The sequence below is a fragment of the Halobacillus sp. Cin3 genome (assembly GCF_947311855.1).
GTDB classification, from domain to species: domain Bacteria; phylum Bacillota; class Bacilli; order Bacillales; family Halobacillaceae; genus Halobacillus; species Halobacillus kuroshimensis.
Genome location: NZ_CAMZMV010000002.1, coordinates 205,994 through 226,525, shown reverse-complemented (window position 1 = coordinate 226,525; position 20,532 = coordinate 205,994). Strand labels below are relative to the sequence as shown.

General features: G+C 47.0%; 17 protein-coding genes and 1 riboswitch. Of the genes, 13 read left to right on the top strand and 4 right to left on the bottom strand.

The genetic code is table 11. The features are described 5' to 3' along the window. Positions 1-42: 42 nt before the first annotated feature. The 4 genes from QMA39_RS09275 to QMA39_RS09260 all read left to right on the top strand — a co-directional run bounded on the left by QMA39_RS09275 (position 43) and on the right by QMA39_RS09260 (position 5,748). Positions 43-1,230, top strand: coding sequence for a PDZ domain-containing protein (locus QMA39_RS09275; RefSeq protein ID WP_281658504.1), 1,188 nt, complete (start codon positions 43-45; stop codon positions 1,228-1,230). A 361-nt stretch (positions 1,231-1,591) separates the two neighbouring features. After that, entirely contained in the window at positions 1,592-3,070 is a 1,479-nt protein-coding gene (locus QMA39_RS09270) for an Lsa family ABC-F type ribosomal protection protein (protein ID WP_281658503.1), read from the top strand. A gap of 635 nt (positions 3,071-3,705) precedes the next feature. Continuing rightward, on the top strand, positions 3,706-4,860 hold the full coding sequence (locus tag QMA39_RS09265) for a trypsin-like peptidase domain-containing protein (RefSeq protein WP_281658502.1): 1,155 nt from the start codon (positions 3,706-3,708) through the stop codon (positions 4,858-4,860). 18 nt (positions 4,861-4,878) lie between these two features. Further along, positions 4,879-5,748, top strand: a complete 870-nt coding sequence (locus QMA39_RS09260) for a peptidylprolyl isomerase (protein WP_281658501.1) — start codon at positions 4,879-4,881, stop codon at positions 5,746-5,748. Between the two features lie 318 nt (positions 5,749-6,066). On the opposite strand, the gene QMA39_RS09255 is transcribed toward QMA39_RS09260, so the two are convergent. Then, positions 6,067-6,840 (bottom strand): alpha/beta fold hydrolase, encoded by a 774-nt coding sequence (locus QMA39_RS09255; RefSeq protein ID WP_281658500.1) that lies wholly within the window; start codon positions 6,838-6,840, stop codon positions 6,067-6,069. 381 nt (positions 6,841-7,221) lie between these two features. On the opposite strand from QMA39_RS09255, the gene QMA39_RS09250 reads away from it, so the two are divergent. Further along, positions 7,222-7,446, top strand: coding sequence for a hypothetical protein (locus tag QMA39_RS09250; protein ID WP_281658499.1), 225 nt, complete (start codon positions 7,222-7,224; stop codon positions 7,444-7,446). 215 nt (positions 7,447-7,661) lie between these two features. After that, on the top strand, positions 7,662-8,087 hold the full coding sequence (locus QMA39_RS09245; RefSeq protein ID WP_281658498.1) for a hypothetical protein: 426 nt from the start codon (positions 7,662-7,664) through the stop codon (positions 8,085-8,087). On the opposite strand, the gene QMA39_RS09240 is transcribed toward QMA39_RS09245, so the two are convergent. Then, positions 8,043-8,537, bottom strand: coding sequence for a GNAT family N-acetyltransferase (locus tag QMA39_RS09240; RefSeq protein ID WP_281658497.1), 495 nt, complete (start codon positions 8,535-8,537; stop codon positions 8,043-8,045). The genes QMA39_RS09245 and QMA39_RS09240 overlap by 45 nt on opposite strands. 103 nt (positions 8,538-8,640) lie before the next feature. Further along, a riboswitch (TPP riboswitch) is annotated at positions 8,641-8,747 on the top strand. A 79-nt stretch (positions 8,748-8,826) separates the two neighbouring features. On the opposite strand from QMA39_RS09240, the gene QMA39_RS09235 reads away from it, so the two are divergent. The 4 genes from QMA39_RS09235 (at position 8,827) to QMA39_RS09220 (ending at position 15,366) form a co-directional block, all read left to right on the top strand. Next, positions 8,827-10,113: an acetylornithine deacetylase gene (locus QMA39_RS09235; protein ID WP_281658496.1), complete on the top strand. Its 1,287-nt coding sequence runs from the start codon at positions 8,827-8,829 to the stop codon at positions 10,111-10,113. Then, complete coding sequence (gene tenA / locus QMA39_RS09230) at positions 10,113-10,799, top strand: thiaminase II (protein ID WP_281658495.1); 687 nt, start codon at positions 10,113-10,115, stop codon at positions 10,797-10,799. Before QMA39_RS09235 ends, tenA begins: the two co-directional genes overlap by 1 nt. Positions 10,800-11,376: 577 nt before the next feature. After that, on the top strand, positions 11,377-13,320 hold the full coding sequence (locus QMA39_RS09225; protein WP_281658494.1) for a BglG family transcription antiterminator: 1,944 nt from the start codon (positions 11,377-11,379) through the stop codon (positions 13,318-13,320). An 87-nt stretch (positions 13,321-13,407) separates the two neighbouring features. After that, positions 13,408-15,366 (top strand): PTS fructose transporter subunit IIABC, encoded by a 1,959-nt coding sequence (locus QMA39_RS09220; protein ID WP_281658493.1) that lies wholly within the window; start codon positions 13,408-13,410, stop codon positions 15,364-15,366. A gap of 29 nt (positions 15,367-15,395) precedes the next feature. Here QMA39_RS09220 and manA read toward each other — a convergent pair whose 3' ends face one another. Further along, on the bottom strand, positions 15,396-16,355 hold the full coding sequence (gene manA / locus QMA39_RS09215) for a mannose-6-phosphate isomerase, class I (RefSeq protein WP_281658492.1): 960 nt from the start codon (positions 16,353-16,355) through the stop codon (positions 15,396-15,398). A gap of 163 nt (positions 16,356-16,518) precedes the next feature. Here manA and QMA39_RS09210 point away from each other — a divergent pair, with 163 nt between their 5' ends. Next, complete coding sequence (locus tag QMA39_RS09210; protein ID WP_281658491.1) at positions 16,519-17,013, top strand: PH domain-containing protein; 495 nt, start codon at positions 16,519-16,521, stop codon at positions 17,011-17,013. After that, positions 17,010-18,572, top strand: coding sequence for a PH domain-containing protein (locus QMA39_RS09205; protein ID WP_281658490.1), 1,563 nt, complete (start codon positions 17,010-17,012; stop codon positions 18,570-18,572). The genes QMA39_RS09210 and QMA39_RS09205 overlap by 4 nt, the downstream gene beginning before the upstream one ends. Positions 18,573-19,211: 639 nt before the next feature. On the opposite strand, the gene QMA39_RS09200 is transcribed toward QMA39_RS09205, so the two are convergent. After that, a complete protein-coding gene (locus tag QMA39_RS09200; protein WP_281658489.1) occupies positions 19,212-19,973 on the bottom strand; it encodes an SDR family NAD(P)-dependent oxidoreductase in 762 nt (253 codons plus the stop codon). Positions 19,974-20,065: 92 nt separating this feature from the next. Here QMA39_RS09200 and QMA39_RS09195 point away from each other — a divergent pair, with 92 nt between their 5' ends. Next, positions 20,066-20,431, top strand: a complete 366-nt coding sequence (locus QMA39_RS09195; protein WP_281658488.1) for a MerR family transcriptional regulator — start codon at positions 20,066-20,068, stop codon at positions 20,429-20,431. Positions 20,432-20,532 lie beyond the last annotated feature (101 nt).

Sequence of the window (20,532 nt, the reverse complement as noted above, 5' to 3'; positions counted from 1 at the left end):
ACGATCAGACCTGTTGGTGAAGTGTTGGAAAGGAGAATCGTGTTGGGCGCTTGGTTTATGGAAATTCTTCAAGGAACGGGCAGACTGTTTTTCCTGCCTTTTTTATACATTGCTCTCATCATGAGTGTGATGGTATCTGCAAATCGAATTAAAAAAGAGAGGCGCATGTTCGGAACACGGGTATTCGACCGTTTTTCTGAATGGAAAGGGACGTGGAGTGTGTCGCTTCTCACAGGACTCGTCATCAGTATCATCGGTGTAGGAGCTGGACTGACCGTCTCCTACCCGTTTCTTTTTCTCGCAGCAGCCATTTTGCTCCTTGTGAGCCTCACGGGACGGCTGTCGTGGTATTCTCCCGCCTACACGCTGGGGGTTACAGGGCTTGTCCTTTTACTGATGCCGTTTCTGCCGGAAAGCTGGAAATTCCATCCTTGGATGGAGACGTTGTTCGATACCTCCCTTCCGATGGTGGCGCTGCTGTTGAGCCTCCTGCTGGTCAGAGAGGGGTTACTGCTGCTGAAAACCTCCCCTTCCCATACGTACCCTGAGCGGACGAAAGGACGGAGGGGCCTGTGGATCGGGCAGCATAGGGGGAAACGAATGACGGTTGTTCCGTTCTTTTCTCTTATTCCGGGAGGCGTGATTGAGCCGTTCGCCTCGTGGTGGCCGGTCATTCCTGTCGGTGGTGACACGTACGGCGTCATTCTTATTCCTTTCGTTCTCGGGGCAGAGTGGCTCGTACGCGGCCAGTCCCCGGAAATGGCGTCCAAAGCGATCGGTCGTCATACGTTCTTGTTGGCTTTCTTCCTTACTATGCTGGCTGTAGGGAGCTTTTTCTTAGAAATTCTTACGATTGCCGTATTTGCGCTCGCCTTGATTGGGCGGGAATGGATTTATCTCCGCCACCGGTCAAGAGAGAATAAAACCCCGTTTTTCACATCGACGCCAAAAGGTGTCCGTATCCTGGGCGTGATTCCGGAGAGCCCGGCTGACCAGATGGGCCTTTTCCCTGGTGAGCTTATTGAACGGGTGAACAGCATCCCGGTCCGTACCGAGAATCAGTTTTATGAAGCGCTCCAAAATACTGGTGCTTTTACAAAAATTGAAGTGCGCGATGAGTGGGGCGAAAACCGTTATGTGCAGCGGGCGATGTATGAAGGAGAGCATTATGAGCTCGGTCTTGTATTTGTGGAACCGCCGACACATGAAAGTTCGGTAGGGTTCTTTTGATACTAAATAAGAAACGTTTATATGATTGATTGTATTTGAAAAAAAGAAGTGGTACGATGGAAAAAACAGAAAGGACTGATGATGCCAAATGATTAACTAATCTATATTTTATTAAAGTGTATGATTTCGAATACCACTAAAATATAGGATTAGTCTATTCATTTATAAAACTCAGTCGTGACCTCCATGTGCTGTTTTCTATTGGCATATTTGTTGGTTTATCATGATGTACGTTGACTAATCCTTCCAATTATTATTGGGAGGATTTTTTATTCCTCTCATAGTTGGTTATTTTTCATCATCTATTTTCCTAGTCTGTACGGAAGTAGATGCGTGTTTGAATATGTAAAGGAGAAAAAAGATGTCGATGATTCAAGTTCAGAACCTGACTTTTTCATATCCAAGCAGCTTTGACAATATTTTTGAAAATGTAAGCTTTCAAATAGATACTGATTGGAAACTGGGGTTTATTGGTCGGAACGGAAGAGGGAAAACAACATTCATGAACCTCCTGTTAGGAAATTACGAGTATAGCGGTCAAATCATTTCTTCTGTGGAATTCAACTATTTTCCTACTTCCGTTGCTGATAAAAGGAAAGTCACTCATGAAGTGCTGGAAGGCATATGCCCACAAGCAGAAGACTGGGAGTTTTTCCGGGAAATCTCGCTGTTGAATGTTGATGCAGAGGTTATGTACCGGCCGTTTGATACGTTATCAAATGGTGAGCAGACAAAGGTGCTGCTTGCAGCTCTTTTCCTAAATGAAGACCGGTTTTTATTAATTGACGAGCCGACCAACCACTTGGATATAGAGGGAAGAAAAATCGTTGCTCAATATTTAAATAAGAAAAAGGGTTTTATATTAATTTCCCATGATAGAAACTTTGTCGATGGATGTGTGGATCATATCTTATCGATCAACAAAGCGGATATCGAGGTTCAGACCGGAAATTACTCTTCATGGAAGCTGAACTTTGACCGTCAGCAGGAACTGGAGGACGCTGTCAATGAACGGCTTAAGAAGGATATAAGCAGGCTGAAAAAATCATCAAAGCGCTCAGCTGGCTGGTCTCATAAAAAGGAAGCTTCTAAAAATGGCACGACCAACTCTGGTTCTAAAATCGACAAAGGATATGTCGGCCATAAGGCAGCAAAAATGATGAAGCGTTCAAAAAACATAGAAGCAAGGCATCAGAAAGCTTTGGAAGAGAAGGAAACACTCCTTAAAAATGTGGAAACCAGCGAGTCATTAAAATTAGAGCCGTTGAAATTTAAGTCGAAGGAACTTCTGCATGTTGAAGAGCTAACCGTTATGTATAACGATGCCAAAGTCAATCAACCTGTTAGTTTTACTGTTAATCAGGGAGATCGAGTCGTGTTCGATGGTAAAAATGGTACAGGGAAAAGCAGTATTTTAAAGCTGATCTTAGGAGAGTCCGTCCAGCACACGGGAACGATCATATCAAATTCAGGACTGATCATCTCCTATGTGAAGCAGGATGCTTCTGATTTAAAGGGGAGTTTATCCGGTTTTATAGAAGAAAATAATATCAACGAGCCATTATTTAAGGCCATTTTACGTAAGATGGATTTTGAACGGGTGCAATTTGAAAAAGATCTATCCACTTTTTCAGAAGGTCAAAAGAAGAAACTGCTCGTAGCCAGAAGTTTGTGTGAAAGAGCTCATGTATACATCTGGGACGAGCCCTTAAATTTTATTGATATGTATTCCCGTATGCAGATTGAGGATCTTATTGAAAGGTTTCAACCTACAATGCTTTTTGTCGAGCATGATCAAGCATTTAAAAAGAGAGTTGCGACAAAGACAATCACTTTATAGCTTTACACATGATTACATTAATCAGCCCTTTATGAAAACCACTGTTGAAGTTAGGAATGAGGAAATGAAACGATCATTAAATACATTAGGTTCCATCATTCTTTTTATCGGAGTCGTGCTGTTTATCCTTAGGTTTCAATCAGGTATGGATCTTTTTTATACACCCTGGCTCTTTTCTATTACAGGGTTGGGTTTCCTGGCTTTTTATGCAATTGCAGCTAAAGAAGAAACGAGCCTTTTCTGCAGGGTAGGCTTGCACAAGTATGAGAAAATCGGCTGGGATGATGAAATAAAGTCCAGAGCTGTATATCAGTGTCAAAGGTGTGGAAGGAAGAAGACAGTGTTCAGATCTGTGTAGATCCGCTCTAGATTGCCACATAAAGGGAAGGTAATCATGAATTTAGAAGTACCAAATTGGACGATCATTCTAACGGGGTGTTATGTTTTGCTTCATCCTTTTCCTCCCTGAATGTGTGAGTTTTATCAACGGATGATGCTTTTCGTATCAGAAATGAAACCCAGCCCTCTCCCAAAGGTGAGGGCTGTTTTTTATGTCCACTGATTTACGCTCTGACATCTCCCTGACACATTCAAGACTTATAGTGTAATCAGATCAAAGGAAATGAGGGAGCGGAATGAGTGAACAGAAGACATCACTTTTAAAAATAACCGGCATCGCTTTATCATCAGGGATTTTAGGGGCCGCACTTACATTAGGAACCGTTTCTCAATTGGAAGAACTGCCGAATACATCTGAAACGGTCAGTGCGTCTCAAGAGTCGGTGGAAGGTGAGACAGAAACCTTATCCACAACGTCTGCCTTGTCTACAGCGGATGTTGCAGAGCGAGCTTCGGAAGCGATTGTCGGTGTCGTAAACTTGACTAACCAGCAGACGCCGTTTGCTTCGGCAGAGGAAGTAACGGAGGCGGGTACAGGCTCGGGCGTCATTTATAAGGTGGAGGATGATGCCGCTTATATTGTGACGAACAACCATGTGATTGAAGGGGCCTCGGAAGTGGACATCTCACTTTTTGATGGGGAAACCACCTCCGCAGAAGTCATTGGCGCCGATGCGCTTACGGATATCGCCGTTTTGAAAATAGAAGGAAGCTATAGTATTGAACCGCTGGCCTTCGGCGACTCCGATTCCGTCCGTGCAGGCGAGGGCGTCCTTGCAATCGGGAACCCGCTCGGACTGGACTTATCCCGGACGGTCACTCAGGGAATTGTCAGTGCGGTCGACCGGACGATTTCTGTAACGACGTCTGCTGGAGAGTGGGATCTTGATGTCATTCAGACCGACGCCGCCATCAGTCCGGGGAACAGCGGGGGTGCGTTAATCAATGCCTCGGGTGAGCTGATCGGAATCAACAGCTTGAAAATGGCGGATGCCGATGCGGAAGGGCTTGGTTTTGCGATTCCGAGTAATGATGTGGAAACGCTGATTACGGACATGAGTGAAGATGGTCAGGTGGACCGCTCCTACCTCGGCGTGGGTGTCGTCGGCGTCAATGAGGCGCCTGCCCAGTACCGGACGTCACTGCCTGAGGGAACCGAAGAAGGCGTCATTGTCGCCTCTGTCGATGAAACGTCGGCGGCTGCTAAAGCAGGCCTGCAGGTTGAAGATGTGCTGACTTCTATTGATGGAGTGGCAATCTCAGACAGCACGGACCTGAGAAAATATTTATATACAGAAACGAGCGCAGACGACACCGTCGTTGTGGAATTTTACCGCAATGGACATTCGCAGACGGTGAATGTGACCCTTACGGAACAAATCAATGAGTAGAATAGGAGTTTTGAAGAGATGAATAAAAAAATGCTGCTGGGAGGAGTGGTCGCGGTTTCCGCTGTCCTCCTGATTATTTTGAGCCTGAGTATGGATCCGAAGGAAAGTGTAGCTTCCGTGAACGGAGAAGACATTGAAAAGGAGGAGCTGTATGATACGCTGGTGGAACAGTACGGTCAGGAAACGCTGGATACGCTGATTACCAACAAAATCGTTGAACTGGAAACAGAAGAAAATGACATTACGGTGAGTCAGGAAGCTGTGGAGGAAGAACTGGATGTGTACTATGATCAGTACGGTGGTGAGGAAGCCTTTCAGTCCACCCTTGAAGCAAGCGGGATGACGATTGCTGACGTAGAGAAGGATATTGAAGATTACTTAGCTGTTGATCTGCTGCTTGCTGAGAGAATTTCCATCACTGATGAAGAAAAGGAAACCTACTTTGAAGAAAACAAAGAAAGCTATAATGTACCGGAGCAGGTAAGCGCACGCCATATTCTGACCGAGACGGAAGAGGAAGCAGAGGAAGTGCTGACGAAACTGGAGGATGATGAGGCGTTTGAAGATCTTGTGGCTGAATATTCCATTGATGATACGACGGTGGCATCAGGAGGCGATCTTGGAGCGTTCAGTGAAGGTGAAATGGTCGAAGCCTTTGAGGAAGCCGCTTTTTCGATGGAAGTTGGGGAAGTCAGTGATATCGTTGAGACGGAGTACGGCTATCATATCATTGAAGTGACCGATCATACCGAAGCGCAGGATGCGGTTTATGATGAAGTGGAAAAGGAAATTGGTGAGACGTTATACCAATCCAAAGTCAGTGAAGAGTACAACCTTTGGATGCAGGAGAAAATGGAGGAGTACGATATTGAAAATACTCTGGAGTAAATAAGAAAAGGCCAGCCGTTTACAGGCTGGCCTTTTCAGTTTCTTGAACATGTATTGGTCATCAAGTGTGTTTTTTATGAGGGTAACGGTCACATTACGCTTATCGGTGGATGCTTGCCGCGGGCACGGCTTCAGCTAACGTGGGCAGGAAAGCCACCTGCCCAAGTAGATCTTCGGATCGCGCTGTTTCCGCAGGCGTCACCACCGAACGCTTCCCGTGTCCTTTATCCATAACTGTTTTTGAACCTATTCATCTAATAATCCCTGGAAATCATAAACACAGGAAGGATGTCTCTACAACCTGAAAAGGCCAGCCTTTTATGGGCTGACTTTTTTCCGATGCTTGATGGAGGTGCGCGTCTCTAGATAGGAAAGCAGCTCATCGATGATTTGCTCCTTATCGTAGTCCATCGAGGCGACATGGTAGGAATTCTCCAAGACGTATTTCGATACGCTGTTTGAATAGACTTTTCTAAGGATGTAATCGGTATTCTCTGGTGGAACGACGTTGTCAACGCTGGACACAAAACAGGTGATCGGACATCGAATGCCGGTTAATTTTCTTCTGACGACCTTCATATACTTCAACAGTTCCTGGTAAGCGGTCAACGGTGTCTGGGTATAGGTGATTTCCACAGCACCAGGATCTTTGATGTCAGGCTTTCCTTCCTCTATATAAAAGGGCTCGGAAGCTTGTTCCAGATGGGAGAGCGCCGGAATATACATAGCTGGGTTGATTAACGCAATGCCGGAAATGCCGGGATATTGAGCAGCGAGGTCCAGGGTCAGCGTGCCTCCCATCGACTGACCGATGACGAACACCTCCCTGCACCTTGAATACAGTTGAAGATAAGCGGTTTCGATTTGCATATACCAATCGGAAAACGAGCAGGAAGCCAGGTCTTTATAGTGCGTTCCGTGACCTGGAAGTCGTGGCACCGATACGGTATAACCTTGATCCGCCAGCCCTTCTGCCATCTCTCTCAGACTCTGGGGCGTTCCTAAAAAGCCATGACAGAGCAGTACCCCTGTATCATTTCCTTCAAAAAACAACGATTCCGCACCATCAATAACCGGATAGGCTTCCTTCATCATGTTTCCCTCCATCTTCATTCACTGGTCGTTCGATAAAAATCTATTAGTGCTATTAAAATACAATAATTCCGATAAGTCAACTATGTTATATAAGCTGATCGATTTGATCAACGCTTACCTTCCATGTGAAATGGATTTTTCAGCGTCCATCCAGGAATGATAGAATAGCAGAGAAAGTGTAAAAGGGGGCTTGCTTTTGAAGGGAATCCTATTGGTGCTTTTATCTGTTTTATTCCTGACAGCGTGTCAAAGTGAAAGGGAATGGTCCTTCTCTGAAATTGGGAAAAAGGATCTTCCAGGGGACGCGTTGTCCTATTTTCAAACGGACATGGAAATCATATGTTCCAAGATGGAGATCAGAATATAGTATATATCTATTTGAACGGAATAAAACAGGGCGAAGGGGCGGAATATTATACATCCTTCGAGGTCCGGGCAGAAAAAGATACGCTGAACCTGTTATACAAGACAGAGGCCGGCGCTGGTGGTTCGCATAAATCCGAACGCTTCTACAGAGTGGACGGTTATAAAAGTTATGAGATCCTGAGGATTTATGAAAACGGAAAAGAAGCCGTCTTTGAGACCATATCTCTGGGCGGATAATTTTCTCTATCCCTATAGAAAAAAGGACTCTCCTCCTCTCATTCGCCTTACCCTGATACATAGGCGCCGCCAACGCCTATACTACAACCTGGTCATGTGGTGAAGTCACGAGGAGCATTTGATGAAGGGTGCGGGAACAGAACAGACCCACCCATAATCGGAACCCGCGCTTCTTTTACCTACATAAATAAAACAACATGAAAGTGAGTTGGACGATGCGGAATATTCTTGCTGCCTTAATCAGCAGTTTTGTAACAGCTTTATTGGTTTCTATTTATCTCACATCGGATTACAGCAACCTGTTAGGAAACTTATATTTTAATTTAGTCAATATCTATTTGGGGCATGCTGTGTTTGCCCTCCCCCTATCCTTGATAGCCGATCGTTTAAGCAGTCAGCTGTCGTTGGGACGCTTTTTTATTGAGTGGGGCCTGTATCTTTTAATTGGACCACTTCTAGCTGTGTTATTGGCTGTCTTTACGATGTTCTTAAGCTTGTATCTCATACCGATCAGTTTCATTTTTCCAATCACCTACACGCTCGTTAAAAAAATTCCTGCTGCTTTCCTGAAGAGGAGTCTGACAGCGGCTGTCCTCTTATCCGTTGCGGTCACCGCGGCTATGTATTACAGTATCCGTTAGTTTCAGTGTCATAAATAAGCTGTTCGGGTCTTCCTTGTAGCCGGCGAAAGGATCGCAGAAAATAAACCCGAACTTCTTATACAGCTGGACAGCCGGATGGAACGCCTTTTGAGACCCGGTTTCTAAAAAGAGCTGTGTATACCCTCGATCACTGGATTCATTTATGATGTGTTGGAGCATTCTATGGGCGACGCCTCGTCTTAAATGGGAAGAGGCTGTTCTCATCGACTTGATCTCTCCGTGCGCCGGATGGAGTTCTTTCAACGCTCCCATTCCCGCCAGCTCTCCCTTTTCCCAGGCTGTCCAAAAGGTCACGCCGGGCTGCTTTAATTTTTCTATATCCAATGCGTGGATGCTTTCGGGCGGGGAGTGCAGGGTCATATTGAAAAGGTGCTCCTTTATGAATGCTTGTACTTCCGCACCTGTTAAATCATCTTTTTTGATGTTCATCCAATGCCTCCTGTTCTATTCGTCATCCGTTTACATTTCGCGATTGAACAGGACTTGTCCTTTCCAGACGCCTATGTTGTAATGAAAATAACAGTTTTATAGCATGTTTCACTAGGGGAGCCCTGATGACCGGGCTGAGAAAAGCAGAAGCTTTGACCCTTACAACCTGATCTGGCTCATACCAGCGGAGGGAAGTGAAGCGGTCGATGATTGATCTTTTCTTACATGATGATCAAGCCCGCTCCTTCTCTCGAAGGGGCGGGCTTTTTATATGGAAGGAGAGAGTACGATGATTCAGTTAGAGGAATTGCTGCAGAGAGTGGAGGAAAAGGAAGAGGAGATGCGCCAGCTTCTAGGGGATTTGGTCGCCTTTCCGACGTTAAGCCCTCCAGCCCGAAATGCGGCGGAAGCACAACAGTACATAGAAGAGTATTTAAGCCGGATGGATTTTGAAATAGACACATGGGAACTGTATCCCGGTGATCCGATTGTCGTCGGAACGAAAAAAGGAACCGACCGGGAACATAGCAGAAGTCTCATCTTAAACGGTCATATTGATGTGGCTGCGCTGGATGAAGGGGAATCGTGGGGGCATGATCCTTTTATACTGACCTTGAAGGACGACCGCTTGTACGGTCGCGGCACGGCGGATATGAAAGGTGGAATGGCGGCTGTTCTGTTTGCACTCAAATTGCTCCATGAAGCGGGAATCGAGCCGGCCGGCGACCTTCATGTGCAGTCCGTCGTCGGTGAAGAGGTCGGAGAAGCAGGAACAAAATCCTGTGGAGAAAGAGGGTATCAGGCAGATTTAGCCATCGTAGCCGATACGAGTAACTGTGCCATTCAGGGGCAGGGAGGCGTCATTACCGGATGGATTACGATTGAAAGTCCGGAAACCTTCCACGACGCGGAACGCCGTTCGATCATTCATGCCGGTGGAAAAAGATACGGAGCAGGGGCAATTGAAAAAATGATGAAAATCATCCAGTCGCTGCAGGAATTGGAGCGGCACTGGGCGGTTACGAAATCGAGTCCGGGCTTTCCACCTGGATCGACGACAATCAATCCTGCTGTCATTGAAGGTGGAAGGCACGCGGCTTTTATCGCCGACCGCTGTGCTTTATGGATTACCGTGCACTATTATCCAGAAGAGCATTACGAAGATGTGATCGAAGAAATTGAAGCACATGTCCGTGCTGCCGCCCAGGCCGATCCATGGCTGAAAAACCATGCCCCTCAATTCAAATGGGGAGGAACGTCCATGATTGAGGACCGCGGAGAAATTTTCCCCGCCTTTTCTGTTGATCCTGCTCATCCAGGGGTACAGCAGCTCCAACAGGCCCATAAAACCATCCATGGTACGCCGGCGGAAACGTCCATGTCTCCGACTGTGACAGATGGAGGGTGGCTCTCAGAAGCTGGGATCCCGACGATTCTCTACGGCCCAGGCACGCTCGATCAGGCGCATGCAGTAAATGAGTCGCTGGACAGGAGACAGCTGTTGGATTATACGAAAACGATGATGGCTTTTTTGCACGATTGGTTTCAACAGACAGATGACAAGGAGGAAGCGTAATGTTTACAGACCGTTTATACGAAAGTGCCCGTCCGATTTGGGAAGCCTACCTCGATCACCCATTCGTCAAAGGGATTGGGGACGGCACGCTCGAACTTGAGAAATTCCAATTTTTCATGCGCCAGGATTATTTGTACTTGGTTGATTACTGCCGGGTGTTTGCTCTTGGTTCCGTTAAGGCGAAAAGCCTGGATACAATGACGATGTTCTCTGAACTGCTTCATTCCACTTTAAGTGAGGAAATGGAACTGCATCGGAACTATGCGGCGCGGATCGGCATCAGCCGGGAGGAACTGGAGGAGACAAAACCTTCTGCCACCCTCCTCGCTTATACGAGCTATATGCTGAACAAGGCAAATCAAGGATCAGAGGCTGAGGTGGCGGCCTGTGTACTGGCCTGCACATGGAGCTACAACGTGATCGGCCTTCACCTTGCCGAACAGAATCAAGGGGAAAAGCACGAGTTTTACGGCGATTGGATTGAGATGTATGCGTCCGACGAATTTTCTGAGCTTGCTTCCTCCCTGAAAAAATTAATCAACGAGCTGGCTGACGGACTTCCGGAAAGGGAAAAATCTCACCTCGAAGAGATCTTTATTCATACGAGTAAGCTGGAGTATATGTTCTGGGAGATGGCGTGGAAACAAAAAATGTGGGTCGAGGAAGAGAGCTTTTTGAACGAGTAATTAAATTTTCTCCTGATGTAGAAGAAAGGGTGTCGAGAACACACAATCGACAGCCTTTTTTGCTGTGATTTATAAAAAGGGGTTCCTGTTCGTCATCGCGTAAAAGCAGAATTTTTCTTGAACATCGGCTGTTAAAGGCTTACCTCCTTCCGTAACGCATGATCTATGAGAATCGACCTGTTATGTTTGATTTATATACTATGAGGACAATCTTTTTTAGACAGGATAGCCTCTCTTTTCTTTCCTTATTAGGTGAAGTCACGAGAGCGTTCGGTGGTGACGCCTGCGGGAACGGCACGAGCCGAAGATCCACTTGGGGAGGTGGTTTTTTTGCCCAAGTTAGCTGAGGCCGTGCCCGCGGCAAGCATCCACCGATAAGCGGCACGTGACCCTTCACTCCCACGATAAACAGATAAATCCACTGAATGATAAGCAAATGCTGAGACCGCCCTCTCCTAAATGGAGAGGGTTTTGTCATTAATGTCGAAAGTAGTCAAAATGTCACGAACGATGTAGAATAAAAGGTAGTCTATCCCTTTCAACCCATTTGAAAAAAGAGGCAAAGGAGAACATACCTATGAAGGAAATTCAACAGCAGATCCTCCACTATATTACCGGGATTCCGAACACGTTCATCCCGACGGGTAAGATTGCGGAGTCTCTCGGATACTCAGATAAAGCCATTCGAAATCATCTGCCGGCAGTTCAGGATTATTTGGACGAGCAGGGCCGGACGGGTGTTATTGAGAAAAAAGCCGGCCGCGGGGTGCGGCTTGCGATTAAAGAAGCTGACAACGCCCTGTTGATCGACCATCTCCATCATTCCTTTCCTCAAAATGAAGCGCACGAACGTTCTCTCCGGACGAAAATCGCCTTTGACCTGTTGTCCGCTCCACGCCCGGTCACCATCCAGAAGCTGCGGAAAGACTACTACCTTTCCCATACCGCTGTCAGAAATATTCTGGATGAAATCGAAACATGGCTGCACCCTTTTCATCTGGAAATGGTCCGCAAGCAGAAAATCGGCGTCTATATATCCGGAGAGGAAAAACAGATCCGTCAGGCCGTGACAGGACTTTCTGCACTGGAAGGCCCCGCTGAAGATGTAACAAAGGTTCTTTTTGATTCCTTCTTCATCCGGACGATTCAGCACGAATTGGCAGCCCTTCAGGAAAAACACCAGGTCGACTTTACAGACGCAGCCCTCGAATCCCTGCTTCTCCATACCGCTTTTATGATTAAGAGGGTTCAGCTTGGTCAGATCATTTCGCTGCCGGAAGAGGATGTTCTATCCATCCGGACCCACGAAGAATTTCCGTGGGCGGAAGAAATGTGTAACCGTCTGGAGCGTGTTTTTGCGATGACGTTCCCAAGGGAGGAAGTCCTCTATTTGACCATGCATCTGAGAAGTGCCAAAACTCATGGGGCTTCCAGGGAAGGTCTTACACCGAAGCTTCCCGAAGAAATTTCCAACATTATCGATTGGCTGGTGACAGAAGCATCGGCCCAGACCGGGTACCGTTTTGAAGAAGACGAAGTCCTGCGTGATCATTTATATGTGCATCTGAAAACGACGCTGGCCCGCCTTTCCTACGGGTTGTCCATCTCCAATCCCCTGCTGATGACCATCAAAAAAAAGTATCCATACCTTTTTGACACGCTTGTCTGGATTTTAGACCAGCACAAGGAAGAACTGCTCTACCCGATTCCGGAAGAGGAGGCCGCCTATTTGGTACTGCATTTCCAGGCGGCCTTGGAAAGAAAGGCGACCGTGAAAAAGGAAAAAGTGGAAGTGGTGATCGTCTGTCATATGGGGATGGGACTTTCACAGCTGCTGGCAGCCCGGATGGAAAAGCTGTTTCCGGATATCCATATTCACGGTAGTATTGCGGCGCACCGGCTGCGTTCGTTCACAAAGGAGCATCGTGTAGACGGAATTATCTCTACAGTGCCGGTCGAAGAACTGGGCATTCCTGCTGTCGTCGTTTCACCGTTATTTGAAGCGGAGGACCAATCACTTGTAAAGAGTCTTATCAAGCAGCTGGAGCAGGGGAGAACCTCTGATAGAAAGAGGGGGAAAGAATCCCTTCTGCTTCAGAGTATGTCTCCTTTTCTCATTCAAACGGGCCAGTCCGGGTTGTCGAAATATGAAGTGATTGAGAATCTCTCCCGCCTGCTTGTGAAAAAGGGGTATGTGAAAGATGGTTACCCTCAATCCTGTCTGCACAGGGAATACTTGTCTTCTACAGCCATTGGCGGCGGAATCGCCATCCCTCATGGACAGGTGGAAGACGTGAACAGCTCCGCCATTGCAGTGGCCGCCTTTCCTGAACCTGTGGAATGGGATGGTGAGTCTGTGCATGTCGTTCTGCTTCTTGCGATGAAATATGAAAACACACAGGAAGCCCGGCAGTTGTTCAGGGAAATCCATACGTTGACGTCGAACCCTTCTTTTGTAAAGCAGCTGGCTGAACAGAAAGATGCCGCTGCAATTATGAATGCGCTTCACAATAATCCATAAGTACCACAGCCTGTGGAAGATTTAAAAATTTTTCCTCTGTTATTGTCTGCTACAGTATAAGTAAGCGATAACAAGAGGAGGAAGCTTATGAAAATTCTAGCGATTACATCATGTCCCAACGGCATCGCCCATACGTACATGGCTGCAGAAAACCTGCAGAAGGCGGCCGATGCGATGGGCATCGATATAAAGATTGAAACCCAGGGGTCCATCGGGGTGGAAAATGAATTTACGCAGGCAGACATCGATGCAGCTGACGGGGTGATTATTGCGGCTGATAAAACAGTCAATAAAGAGCGGTTTGTCGGCAAGCCACTTGTAGCCGTCGGCGTCCAGCAGGGGATTAACGCTCCTGAAACATTGATTCGGCGGGTTGTCGACGGTCAGGCATCCGTCCATGAAGAAAGTGGTCAGCGCTCCAATGAAGATGCTGGAAACGCGGCCGGTGGGAAAGGGCAGAATGCTTTTTACCGCCACTTGATGAACGGCGTTTCCTACATGATTCCGTTTATCGTCATCGGAGGACTGTTGATTGCCATATCGCTCACCCTTGGCGGTACATCTACACCAGAAGGCATTCAAATCCCGGAAGATTCCTTCTGGAAGACGATTGAAAACATTGGTGCTGCATCGTTCAGCTTCATGGTACCGATCCTGGCTGGTTTTATCGCCATGAGTATTGCAGACCGTCCGGGTCTTGCGCCGGGTATGGTTGGCGGGTACATCGCCATGAACGGAAGCTTTTACGGCAGTGAAGCCGGAGCTGGTTTCCTTGGAGGAATCATTGCTGGTTTTCTTGCAGGTTACATTGCTCTTTGGATTAAGAAAATCAAAGTACCGAGTGTCGTCCAGCCGATTATGCCGATCATTGTCATTCCGGTGCTTGCTTCCCTAGCCGTCGGATTGATCTTCGTAACGATCGTAGGTGCACCGGTCGCCCAGATTTTTGAGTCGTTGACAACGTGGCTGCAGGATATGCAGGGAACAAGCTCCATTCTTCTGGCCTTAATTTTAGGCGGCATGATTGCTTTTGACATGGGAGGACCTGTCAATAAGGTAGCCTTCCTCTTCGGATCAGCCATGATTGCAGAAGGAAACTATGAAATTATGGGGCCGATTGCCGTCGCTATCGCCGTACCACCGATCGGTATGGGAATCGCTACCTTCTTGAATCGAAGGAAGTTTGCAGCAACGGAAGTGGAAACAGGAAAGGCATCCTTTACGATGGGGCTTTTTGGAATTACAGAAGGAGCCATCCCATTTGCTGCGCAGGATCCCTTCCGTGTCATCCCGAGTAACATGATCGGTGCCATGGTCGGAGCTGTTATCGCCATGATGAGCGGAGTAGGTGACCGTGTTGCCCATGGCGGACCGATTGTCGGTGTGCTTGGTGCTGTGGATAATGTCCTCATGTTCTTCGTGGCCATTATCGTAGGTAGTTTTGTAACAGCGATTACCGTGAACCTTTTGAAAAAAGAAGCAGCTGTAGAACCTGCGTTGGCGGGAGTTCCGACGCAGCCAGCGGCAGAAGAAACGGTGAAAGAGGAAAAACCGGCCGTGAAAGGACAACCGCAGCCGGAAGAGGAAAACGTAGACCTTCATTCGCTCACGAATAAGAACTTGATTCAAGTGAACGTAAAGGCAGAATCAAAGGAACAGACCATTGATGAGTTGATTGATCTTCTTGCAGCAGAGAATGTCTTGACGTCCCGCGCCGATGTTAAAGAGGCGATTTTAGAACGCGAAGCGGAAGGATCCACAGGCATCGGAATGAACATTGCCATTCCGCATGCCAAATCGACCGCTGTGAAAGAACCACGCGTCGCCTTCGGAGTGAAAAGGGATGGTGTCGACTGGAACAGCCTTGATGGCACAGAAGCCAAGCTGATTTTCATGATTGTTGTACCGAAGGAAAGTGAAGGAACCCAGCATCTGAAAATTCTACAGATGCTGTCCAGAAAATTAATGGATGATCAATACAGGGAACAACTTTTACAGGTCACATCAACCGATGAAGCCTATCAGTTATTAAAAGAAGTCAAATAAAAATCAGAGGGCCACAGGCCCTCTGATTTTTATTTGGGATAAGAAACGATGGCTTTCGCCGTTCCTTCCAATTTGAAGTTTTCCAGTTCGTAAGGAAGAATAAAATGATCGCCCTTTTTCAGAAGATGGGTGTCTTTTCCTGTGAACGTGACTTCTCCTTCAATGATCGTGGCAAGAAGATAATCCGCCGGTCTGCTTCCTTCATAGATGCCATCAAGATCAAGATGGAACACAGAGAAAAAGTCATTTTCCGTCAAGGTCGTAATCGAGAGGTCATGCACATTTTGATAAGAAAATGCGTTCTCCTGCTTTTCATCTGGAATGGTGGTGACCTCGACTGCTTTATTTAAATGCAGTTCACGCGTCTGATTCTGGTCATCCCGGCGGTCATAATCGTAGACGCGGTACGTGGTGTCGGAGTTCTGCTGGGTTTCCAGAATGACGATCCCTTCACCAATGGCGTGAATCGTGCCGGCGGGAACGAAAAAGAAATCGCCTGGTTTGACAGGTACTCTTCGCAGAAGTCCATCCCAGTCCCCTTTTTCAATATAGTCTTCCAAATCCGCACGCGTTTTTGCATGGTGTCCGAGAACGATTTCAGAACCGTCTTTACAATCCACAATATACCAGCATTCTGTTTTCCCATAGGCCTCATTATCTTCCAACTCGTGCGCCTGGGCGTCATTGGGGTGCACTTGGACAGATAGATCATCATTGGCATCCAGAATCTTAATCAAAAGAGGGAAGGCCTTCTCATCGTTGTCCTCATTGAACAATTCTTTCTTATGTTCCTTCCAGGCGTCCATCAGTGTCCAGCCTGTCAACGGTCCGTTCGTAATCGTGGAGGATCCGCTGGGATGGGAAGCGATTCCCCAGCATTCGCCTGTGTGATCACTTGGAATATCGTAATCAAAATTCGTATGTAGAGAACTGCCGCCCCACACTTTTTCCTTAAAGATCGGGGATAGTCGTATTATATCTGTATACATAGCCAAACTCCTTTATCCGCGTAATAGAGTAAACCGCTTACGTAAATCGACTAAATTATATCAAATTATTCAATGTAGAGACAGGATTTTAAAGAAGAGTGAAACGAAAAGGACCCTTCAACGTATAGGAAGATAAAGGGAAAATTGGAGGAGTGCATACCTTATGGAAGTGATCATGGAACCCCCATTACGGCAGTTATCCAAAGACAGTATAAAAGTGTGGATATGGAAGGAAGTCATTGAGAATATCATCGGAACAGCTGTACTGATCGTTTTGTTTATTCTGGACCGGATGTTTTCCTGGCCGGTCTGGGCCGGCTGGATTTTGTACGGCCTTGTTGGTTTAACGGTTATGGGAATGATCTGGGCTGTGTTTAAAGTGAAATTATTACAAAAGCACTGGCGTTACGGAATCAATGAAGATTTCCTGTATGTTAAATCAGGGGCTTTAAAAGAAGAATACAAAGTCATTCCGATGACGAAGGTCCAGTCTGTTTCCACAAATGAAGGTCCTCTGTTGAAAAAATACAAGCTCTCGTCTGTGGAAGTCAGTACCATTGGCCGAATGCACGTGATTCCTGCTCTTCCGAAAGCAGAGGCGCAGAAACTGCGGCAGCAGATCGCTCTATACTCCAACGTCGAGGAGGAAGACGAATGATCAAAGACGACAGAAACAGGTATCACCCGATGGCCATGCTTCATGATTACATCCACCTGATCAAGAAGACTGTTCCTTTATTCTTTCTGGCTTTTGTATTAAAAGCGGATTCAAGCGCATGGTTGTTCACCTATGGCCGGTACATCCTTCCTGCAGCCGTTATCTGTTCGGCACTATATATTCCGGTCAAATGGTATACAAAAACATATGAGATTCTGCCTTCCGCTATTGTTGTGACCTCGAAACTTTTTACAACATCAACAAAAACGATTCCCTATTCAAAAATTCAGCAGGTGAAAAGAAAAACGACATGGGTGCATCGTCTGCTTGGAATGACTTCGTTGACATTGGAGACGAGCGCGGAGGGCCGTGACGGTACTGTTAGATTTGATGTTTTAAGACCATCGGAAGCTTCGTCCATGGAACAGCGCGTCCAACAGGAGAAGCCTGATGTTGAAAGGGAAACGTTTCTGGAAAAGCAAGACCAAGAGAATGCTCAGGAGGATAATCATGAGCAGGAAGAAGTAGAACAGGCAGCCGCGGCAACCCCCGTTGATCAAAAGGAACCAAGGGTTATAGGTGATGAGAAAACAATTCATTTCAAGCCGACGAAAAAGGATCTTATCAAGGCGTCTCTTGCATCGCTCAGCTTTCTTGCGGTTATTCCGCTTGCGGGGTCCCGGCTCTCTGATGCAGAGGATCTTCATTTTGAAAAACAGGTGGATGGGTTGTTCGAGAGCCTTTTGTCATCGATCGGAATGATCGTCGGAGCCCTTGCCGTCTTAACTGTGATAGGTGTTGGGCTTGGCTTTGTTCGTACATATAAGAAATACGGAAAATATGAGCTGGCGTCGACGTCTGAACGGATTTTCATCACGAAGGGGGCCTGGGAGCAGGATTATCTTTCTGTGAGGAAAGACCATGTGCAGGCTGTCTTAATTGAACAGTCCCTCATGAAGCGGCTTCTCGGTTTTGCATCATTAAAACTGGTTATTGCCGGTGAAAATGAAGGGGAGGAGGAAGTAACATCCGTTTATCCGTTTCTTCCAGTGAAACGAGCCTACAGCCTTGTTCATGAGGTGCTTCCCGATTACCGGGTGCTTGGGAATATGGATAGGCTGCCACGCCGGGCCTTTTATCTACGCCTGTTACGTCCCAGCTGGATATGGGTGGCGGTAACCGGGGGATTGTATTTCTTCAAACCTGGCTCGTTCTTTATCGATCTGCCTTGGTGGGCGTTTTCCTCAGCTCTTTTCGTCATCATTGTCCTGTCCCGGATCCAAGGGTGCGTTCACAGCCGATTCCAAATGGATGATACGTTCATTCAATTCCAGGCAGGGGGATTCACCAAAACGCTGTATCTTTCCAAGCGAAGCAAGGTGATAGAGTTGGAAGTTTCCCGAAATTATGTGCAGCAGAAATCAGGGTTGGCTTCGGTCAAGCTGATCAATCGGGCCAATCCTGTTCGCGAGACGATTATGAACGATGTCCCGGACGAATTTGCTGAGCGGCTGAAGGTGTGGTATACCCATCAAACCCTGAAAAGAAAAGCCTCTTAAGAAAAAGCCCCCTGCTTTTAGAACAGGGGGGCTCAGGCTGTAGAAAAATCCGTGTTATCCAGTTAGAGTTCTCCGCATGTCGTGTTGAGGGGACACGTTCCGCTTATCGGTGGATGCTTGCCGCGGGCACGGCCTCAGCTGACTTGGTCAAGCAAACCATTGACCAAGTGGATCTTCGGCTTGCGCTGTTCCCGCAGGCGTCACCACCGAACGCTCCTCGTGCCGACATAGAATATAGAGGAGAGAGATTGTGCCCTATGCAGATTCGTAGATTCAAAAGAAAGGCATGGGCTGCACTATGGCCGCTTGCGTGAAAAGAAAAAGAGAAAGAACAGGCGCTGATGACGACTGACGGCCGGAATATGAAAAAGATTGTTCTCCATCCAGCAAGGGTGAGCTAAGTGAAGGAGAGTCTTTTTCGATGTTAAAGAACTCCCAAGGAGCGGTGCCCCTTCCACTCCTGCGGAAGAACGAGTGGTCCGAGATCGCCGAGTGTGGGTTTTGCGAGGAAGCTCGGGCGCTCGTCCGCGGAAAGGGAAGGGGCTTTCGCTCCTGGCGGTAAGAAAGAAAAAAGCTCGTAAAGAAACAGGGGCTTCTCTACAAGCTGAGCCCCCTGTTTTTAGAACAGGGGGCTGATCTTTATTTGCGGGTTCTTCGCGCGTATGGATAGATTGGATCTTTCAATTCAAACTCATAGGTTTCACCATCAACGATACCGACGACTTTGTCGCTGTCGTACAGATCGAGCATGAAGTGGGCCATTTCTTTTGCCGTGTGGAACTGCGGAATATTTCCTTCATAATCGAAGTTTTCGGTGTCCATGGAGCGGTCGGCGAATTCGGTTTCTGTCGCAGCCGGTGCAAGGACTTTGGCCTGCATTTTCGCTCCTTTGTCCTCAAGCTCCTGCGCCAATCCTTCTGTGAAGGCACTTACGAAGAATTTTGTTGCACAATAGGTCACAGCATCCGCTACAATCGTATAGCCTCCGCCGGACGAAACGTTGATCAGCTGCGTTCCTTCGACTTCTGCATAATCCCGAGCATACAAGGATGAAAGAATCGTAAGGGCTTCGTTGTTCAAACGCAGCATGGATTCAATTTTAGGAAGCTTCTGTTCTCCAACCGCCGCAAAATTTCCAAAGCCGGCGTTGTTAATGAAGGTCTCAATGTCAAGGTCTTTCAAGCTTTCATATAAATCATAGACGTTTTCGGAAACGGACAAGTCAACTTCACGGATGATTACGTCCAAATCAGCGTTGATATTATGGACTTCCTTTTTCAACTGTTCCAGCTGCTCCGTTCTGCGGGCGGCAATTACGAGGTTTTTTCCGCGGCCGGCAAAAACGAGGGCCGATTCATAGCCAATCCCTGAGCTTGCTCCTGTGATAACCGTATATTTCATCATTGATCCCTCCAATAGTTTTGGTACACTGTTATTGTAGACCTTAGAGTGAACTCTAAGTCAAATCATAACTGTAAAAATGGAGGAAGCCGATGTATACCATCAGTGAAACGGCCGAAAAACTCGGCATGAGTGCGCATACCCTCCGTTATTATGAAAAAGAGGGAATTATCGCACCACAACGGAATGAAGCAGGGATCAGGGAGTTCGATGAGCAGCATATTCTCTGGCTTCAGTTCGTGAAGAAAATGCGCGAAACCCAGATGCCTGTGACGCAGATTAAAGCCTATACCGAGCTGTTCCAGGAAGGAGAGCATACGGCCGGTGACAGGCTGAAGCTGTTGGAAGAGCATCAACAGTATATTAAAAACCAGATTGAAACACTGCAGGCGACAGATGAAATGCTGACGAAAAAAATCACCGCATATAAAAAAGCCATGAAAGGCATTTTGAATTAATTCTGTTGTCACCCCCGGAATCATCCGGGATTTTTTTGCATCATATGTAAAGCACCCTTGACGTTAAGTTACCTTTACAATAAAATGGAAACAATTGGAGG

Bases quoted from the DNA above. Each gene is read 5' to 3' on its own strand.
- QMA39_RS09270 (WP_281658503.1), top strand. From the start codon at position 1,592: ATGTCGATGATTCAAGTTCAGAACCTGACTTTTTCATATCCAAGCAGC.
- QMA39_RS09265 (WP_281658502.1), top strand. From the start codon at position 3,706: ATGAGTGAACAGAAGACATCACTTTTAAAAATAACCGGCATCGCTTTA.
- QMA39_RS09260 (WP_281658501.1), top strand. From the start codon at position 4,879: ATGAATAAAAAAATGCTGCTGGGAGGAGTGGTCGCGGTTTCCGCTGTC.
- QMA39_RS09255 (WP_281658500.1), bottom strand. From the start codon at position 6,840: ATGAAGGAAGCCTATCCGGTTATTGATGGTGCGGAATCGTTGTTTTTT.
- QMA39_RS09245 (WP_281658498.1), top strand. From the start codon at position 7,662: ATGCGGAATATTCTTGCTGCCTTAATCAGCAGTTTTGTAACAGCTTTA.
- QMA39_RS09240 (WP_281658497.1), bottom strand. From the start codon at position 8,537: ATGAACATCAAAAAAGATGATTTAACAGGTGCGGAAGTACAAGCATTC.
- QMA39_RS09235 (WP_281658496.1), top strand. From the start codon at position 8,827: ATGATTCAGTTAGAGGAATTGCTGCAGAGAGTGGAGGAAAAGGAAGAG.
- tenA (WP_281658495.1), top strand. From the start codon at position 10,113: ATGTTTACAGACCGTTTATACGAAAGTGCCCGTCCGATTTGGGAAGCC.
- QMA39_RS09225 (WP_281658494.1), top strand. From the start codon at position 11,377: ATGAAGGAAATTCAACAGCAGATCCTCCACTATATTACCGGGATTCCG.
- QMA39_RS09220 (WP_281658493.1), top strand. From the start codon at position 13,408: ATGAAAATTCTAGCGATTACATCATGTCCCAACGGCATCGCCCATACG.
- manA (WP_281658492.1), bottom strand. From the start codon at position 16,355: ATGTATACAGATATAATACGACTATCCCCGATCTTTAAGGAAAAAGTG.
- QMA39_RS09210 (WP_281658491.1), top strand. From the start codon at position 16,519: ATGGAAGTGATCATGGAACCCCCATTACGGCAGTTATCCAAAGACAGT.
- QMA39_RS09205 (WP_281658490.1), top strand. From the start codon at position 17,010: ATGATCAAAGACGACAGAAACAGGTATCACCCGATGGCCATGCTTCAT.
- QMA39_RS09200 (WP_281658489.1), bottom strand. From the start codon at position 19,973: ATGAAATATACGGTTATCACAGGAGCAAGCTCAGGGATTGGCTATGAA.
- QMA39_RS09195 (WP_281658488.1), top strand. From the start codon at position 20,066: ATGTATACCATCAGTGAAACGGCCGAAAAACTCGGCATGAGTGCGCAT.